Genomic DNA, 4,892 nt, shown 5'->3' on the forward strand with positions numbered 1-4,892 from the left:
CCCCCCCCCCCCCCCCCCACGACGCAGGCGCGTGCACACGGGAGGGGGAAGAGGCAGCAGACGCAGGCAGCGGGCGCGCCCAGGACTTTCCCCTTGGCCCCGCCGCAGCCTTGAACTAGCATGGCCTGCACCGTCCCGGCCGGAGCGGATCTTCCTTGGGTATCGATGAGCTTTCCCGTTCAGATTCCGATCCGAGTCCCCTGCCCTCCGGGCGCCTGCATCTGCGAGCACGACGCCCTGCTCGCCGACTCCATGGCCGACCAGCGCATCCTGCGACTCACCAGGGAAGAGGAAAAACGCCTGCTGCTGCGGCTCGAACAGATCACCAGCCTGCAGGACCTGCGCCATGTGGAGCAGCGCATGTATGAGCAGCTCGGCATCCGCGTGCGCATCGAGCCCGGAGCCAGCGAAGTGCGCACCGTGCGCGGCATCCAGATCGAGGTACTGCCCATGCGCGGGCTGTGCAGCAAGACGCGGCAGGCGATTCCTGCGGCGATTCGGCGGGGGATGGAGAGGACGCCGGAGGTGGCGTTTGAGTTGTTGGATGAGGGGGGATTGTTTGGGTGAGGGTTTTGGCGGTTGGTGGGGAGCGGGTTGCGGTCAGGAGCAGCCCGTCAAACCATCGTCCAAGAGCCATCATCCAACGTAAAAATGAGCGGTATTCACGACATTTCGCGCAGGTCCGGCCGATTGCCGGGTTAGAAGAGAAAACTAACGAGAGGCCATGTCATTTACTTTTTTTGGGGGCACTAGATTTACTAGGTTTTAGGGACGGTGTATTTCCAGGAGTGGTTTTATTATCACGGCGTCGCTGATCCGGTTTCCCTGTTGATTTTGCTATCGGCTTTGGTCCTGGTTTAAGTGCCATGAATGCGCTCCTTTGTGGTTTGAAAATTACAGTGTGCGCGCACCTTCTAACTTATTTATAAGGTAACAGCGCTGTGCCGCACTTTAACCATGAACGGTCGTGTGGGCGTGCGGGTTTTCACGTCTGGATGAAGATTCTGAGTGCCTGCCGTCGACCTGCATTGGCGTCAGCTTCGAGCCGTGAATTCAACCTGTCGATGCAACACAATGACTGCACCTGGTGCAAGGAGTGCTGGCCATAAAGCAACGACCTCGGATCTACTACACCGAAGCACAGAGTGCGGGAATCTTGGAGAACAGGTCGCTCATGAAGTCCATGAACGCGATGGCCCGTGTGGGAAGCAAGCGGTTTGCGACGTAGACGATCTGAACAGGCACATGCGGGGCGGTATGTGCCCGCAGGATGCGCTGCAACGCCCCGCTTTTTAGCCCCCCCTCAAACAACCACGCGGGACCGTGTCCAACCCCCAAACCGGCGATGACCGCTTCGCGAACCGCGTCGGGCGAGTTGACCCTCAACCGGCCTGAAACCGGAACTTCGGCGTCACGGAAACGCCATGTCGTACCGGACGACAACAAGGTGTAGACCACACAGTCGTGGTCACGCAGTTCATCGGGCGTCTGTGGCTCTCCGCGTTTGGCCAGATAGCCCTTGCTGGCAACGAACACCCGCTCGAAGGAGCCGACGCGCCGAGCTCGCAGCGCACTGTCTTCAAGATGTCCAATGCGAATGGCAAGTTCAGTCCCCTCGTTGACGAGGTCCACGTAGCGATCACTGATTTGCAGATCCAGGGCCAGCCTCGGGTAGCGCTCCAGAAACGCGGGGACGTGGGGCATCACGAAGGTGTGTGCCAGTGAGGTGGGACAGGCCACGCGCAAGAGCCCTGATGGATCGACGCTGTCCCGGAACGAGGATTCCGATTCGTCCACGGCATCCAGGATGCGCCGCGCGTCGGCGTAGTAGCGCTCACCCTCCGGCGTCAGAGAGAGCTTGCGTGTGGACCGGTGCAGCAGCCGTGTCTGCAGATGTTCTTCCAGCGCCGCCACGTAGCGGCTCACATTGGGTTGTCCCAGGCCCAGGTCGCGCCCCGCAGCAGAGAAGCTGCCTGTCTCCACAGCACGGGCGAAGCAGTTCATCCAGAGCAGTCGGTCCATGTTTTCCCTTCAACTCATGCCAATTTTGCATGAAATATATTGAAAACCCATATCTTATTTATTTCAAGACATGAATGCACATTACTCCCAGGCGGCCGCGGTTGGTCGTCACCCCAAGGAGAATTTCATGTCACGTCTGCAAGGCAAACGCACCCTCATCACCGGCGGCACCAGCGGTATCGGCCTGGAGACCGCCAGGCAGTTTCTGGCAGAAGGTGCCCGTGTCATCGTGACCGGAGTCAATCCGTATTCGATCGCCAAGGCCCAGGCCGAACTCGGCCCAGAGGTTCCGGTGCTACGCGCAGACTCGGCCAGCGTCGCCGCACAGAAAGAACTGGCTCAAGCCGTAAAGGACCGCTTTGGCCAGTTGGACGTCGCCTTCCTCAACGCCGGCGTGTCGGTCTGGCGCCCCATCGAGGAATGGACGGAAGAGATGTTCGACCGCTTGTTCGATGTCAATGTCAAGGGGCCGTACTTCCTGCTTCAGTCCCTGCTGCCGGTGTTCGCCAATCCCGCTTCCGTGGTACTGACCACGTCCATCAGCGCCCATGCCGGTGCGGATCGCTCGTCCGTCTACGCCGCCACCAAGGCAGCGTTCCTGAACATGTCCAAGACGCTGTCAACCGAACTGCTCGGGCGTGGCATCCGTATCAACGCGGTCAGTCCCGGCCCCGTCGAGACACCGCTGTACGACAAGCTGGGCATCCCCGGCGCCTACCGTGAGCAGATCAACAAGGACATCGTGGCAACCATCCCGCTCGGCCGCTTCGGAACCTCCGAGGAGGTGGCCAAGGCTGTGCTGTACCTGGCGTCCGACGAATCCCGCTGGACGGTGGGCTCTGAAATCGTGCTCGATGGCGGCCGCCTGCTCAACCGCTGAGGACGCAGCGTGTGCGGTGTGTCACCGCCTGTGGCTACCGCACCCCCACTTCGAAAGAGCCTCATGATCGAGCCCTGCCTCACCCTCGTCAGCCATCCGCTATGCCCCTTTGTCCAGCGAGCGGCGATCGTCCTGCTGGAAAAGGACGTTCCCTTTGACAGGATCACCATCTATCTGGCCGCCAAGCCCGCCTGGTTCCTGGACATGTCGCCGAACGGCAAGGTTCCGCTGCTGCGCGTGCGCCAGCAAGACGCAACGCAAGCCGTGATCTTCGAGAGCATGGTGATCTGCGAGTACCTCGAAGAGTCGCAGGGCGGCACACCGATGTATCCACGCGACGCACTGGCGCGTGCCCGCCAGCGGGGCTGGGTCGAGTTCGGCACCGCGACACTTGCGGACGCTTGGCAGTTTCTCAACGCCATCGACCGCGCGGCTGCAGATGCCAAGCAGGCAGCGTTCCGGCACCGCCTCCAGCAATTGGAAGCGGTGCTCGGGTCGGGGCCCTATTTCGACGGCACCGCGTTTGGCATGGTGGACGCCGTCTTCGCTCCTGTTTTTCGCTACTTCGACAGCCTGGATCCGGCGGTGTCGCACGCCATCTTCGAGAACCTGCCTCGCGTGTCGGCATGGCGCAACGCACTCGCGCTGCGACGCAGCGTCATCGATTCCGTGGGAAGCGACTATGCGCAGCGGTTCAGGCAGCACCTGCGTGAGCACGCAGCGCTGCTCGCCGGCTGACCCGTGGGGATTCAGGGCTCCGTGGCCCGCAGTTCGTCGTGAAGCCAGTCCACCAGCTTCACCACATCGGGGCGGCGGCTGAGGTGGGGAGCTGTCCAGGACACGAGCCGGTTGGGGCCGCGCACAAAGCCCATGGGAGCCACCAGGGTGCCGCTCATCAAGTCGTCGCGCACCAGCATGCGCGGCACATTGGCCATGCCCAGGCCGCATCGCGCGCCCTGGATAAGCAGGTAGAAATGCTCGAACGACTGGTCCACCCGCAGGTTCTGGTCTGGCTGCGTGCTGCAGCGAGCCCAGTCGGCCCAGGCGGTCGGGCGGGTGCGGGAAACCATGAGCTGTGCCCGCGCCAGGTCTTCGAAGGACGCGATGCGGTTCTGTCGCAGGTATTCAGGTGAACACACCGGCCCGATCCACTCGTGCGCGACGTCTGCCCGCACGGCGTCCCGGGGCGGTTCGATCGACGACAGCCGGATCGCCACACTGACGTTGTCGTGCGCAAAGTCGATCGGCCCGTGGCTCATGTTGAAGCGCAACTCCACCTCGGGGTGGGCTTGCTTGAAGCGACCCAGCCTGGGGATGAGCCAGTACATCATGATCGACTCCGAGCAGGCCAGGGTCAGCGGGCCCGGCTTGAGCTGCTCGACGCTGGACTGGATCAGTCCGAAACCTTTCGAGAGGCCCTCTGCCAGACGCTGCCCTTCGCCGGTCGGCATGGCCCCCTGCGCCGTGCGCTGCAAAAGCGCCAGACCCAGCGTGTCTTCCAGCATCCGGATGTGGCGGCTGACCGCGCCATGCGTGACCGACAGCTCCTCCGCCGCCGCGCTGAAGCTGCGCAGGCGCGCCGTCGCCTCAAAGGCCCGCAGAGCGTTGAGCGAGAGGCGGTGGGGGGCGGTCATGGATGCACTTTCCTACTAAGGGTCAACCTGGGTGCCGTGTGAGTTTAATTAACAGCACGCCAAAATCATATCGTTTTACACAAAGAAAGATGGCTCTTATCGTTCAATCCGGTTTCAAAATTAACTCACAGCCCGATGACCAAGAACACCACCCGCGCCGAATTCACCGCGCGCTACTTCGTCGAAAGCTCGGTCTCGTCCGAGAAGGTTGCGCAGGTCATCGCCGGCGAACAGTCCAGCGGCACCTTCCTCTCGTTGCCCGGCGAGACGGACGAGCTCAAGGAACGCTCTCGCGCCCGTGTCACGCGCGTCGAGCCGCTCGCCCCTGCGCTTGAGCCCACGCTGCCCAGCGCCTA

Annotated in this window: 5 protein-coding genes and 1 pseudogene; 4 read left to right on the forward strand and 2 right to left on the reverse strand. The window is 62.3% G+C overall.

Annotated elements, in window-relative coordinates; genetic code table 11:
- The first annotated feature begins 165 nt into the window (after positions 1-165).
- Positions 166-567, forward strand: a complete 402-nt coding sequence (locus tag QZ709_RS02635) for a hypothetical protein (protein ID WP_046983543.1) — start codon at positions 166-168, stop codon at positions 565-567.
- A gap of 561 nt (positions 568-1,128) precedes the next feature.
- Here QZ709_RS02635 and QZ709_RS02640 read toward each other — a convergent pair.
- Positions 1,129-2,022, reverse strand: coding sequence for a LysR family transcriptional regulator (locus tag QZ709_RS02640; protein ID WP_016453636.1), 894 nt, complete (start codon positions 2,020-2,022; stop codon positions 1,129-1,131).
- 127 nt (positions 2,023-2,149) lie between these two features.
- Here QZ709_RS02640 and QZ709_RS02645 point away from each other — a divergent pair, with 127 nt between their 5' ends.
- Together QZ709_RS02645 and QZ709_RS02650 are read left to right on the forward strand one after the other, a co-directional pair.
- Positions 2,150-2,902, forward strand: coding sequence for an SDR family oxidoreductase (locus tag QZ709_RS02645; RefSeq protein ID WP_046983541.1), 753 nt, complete (start codon positions 2,150-2,152; stop codon positions 2,900-2,902).
- Positions 2,903-2,965: 63 nt separating this feature from the next.
- Entirely contained in the window at positions 2,966-3,640 is a 675-nt protein-coding gene (locus QZ709_RS02650) for a glutathione S-transferase family protein (protein WP_046983540.1), read from the forward strand.
- An 11-nt stretch (positions 3,641-3,651) separates the two neighbouring features.
- On the opposite strand, the gene QZ709_RS02655 is transcribed toward QZ709_RS02650, so the two are convergent.
- A complete protein-coding gene (locus QZ709_RS02655) occupies positions 3,652-4,536 on the reverse strand; it encodes a LysR substrate-binding domain-containing protein (RefSeq protein ID WP_047217311.1) in 885 nt (294 codons plus the stop codon).
- 135 nt (positions 4,537-4,671) lie between these two features.
- On the opposite strand from QZ709_RS02655, the pseudogene QZ709_RS02660 reads away from it, so the two are divergent.
- Positions 4,672-4,892 (forward strand): annotated as a pseudogene (locus QZ709_RS02660) (ribulose 1,5-bisphosphate carboxylase); the annotation flags it as partial.

Source organism: uncultured Aquabacterium sp. (assembly GCF_913773725.1).
Lineage (GTDB): Bacteria > Pseudomonadota > Gammaproteobacteria > Burkholderiales > Burkholderiaceae_C > Aquabacterium.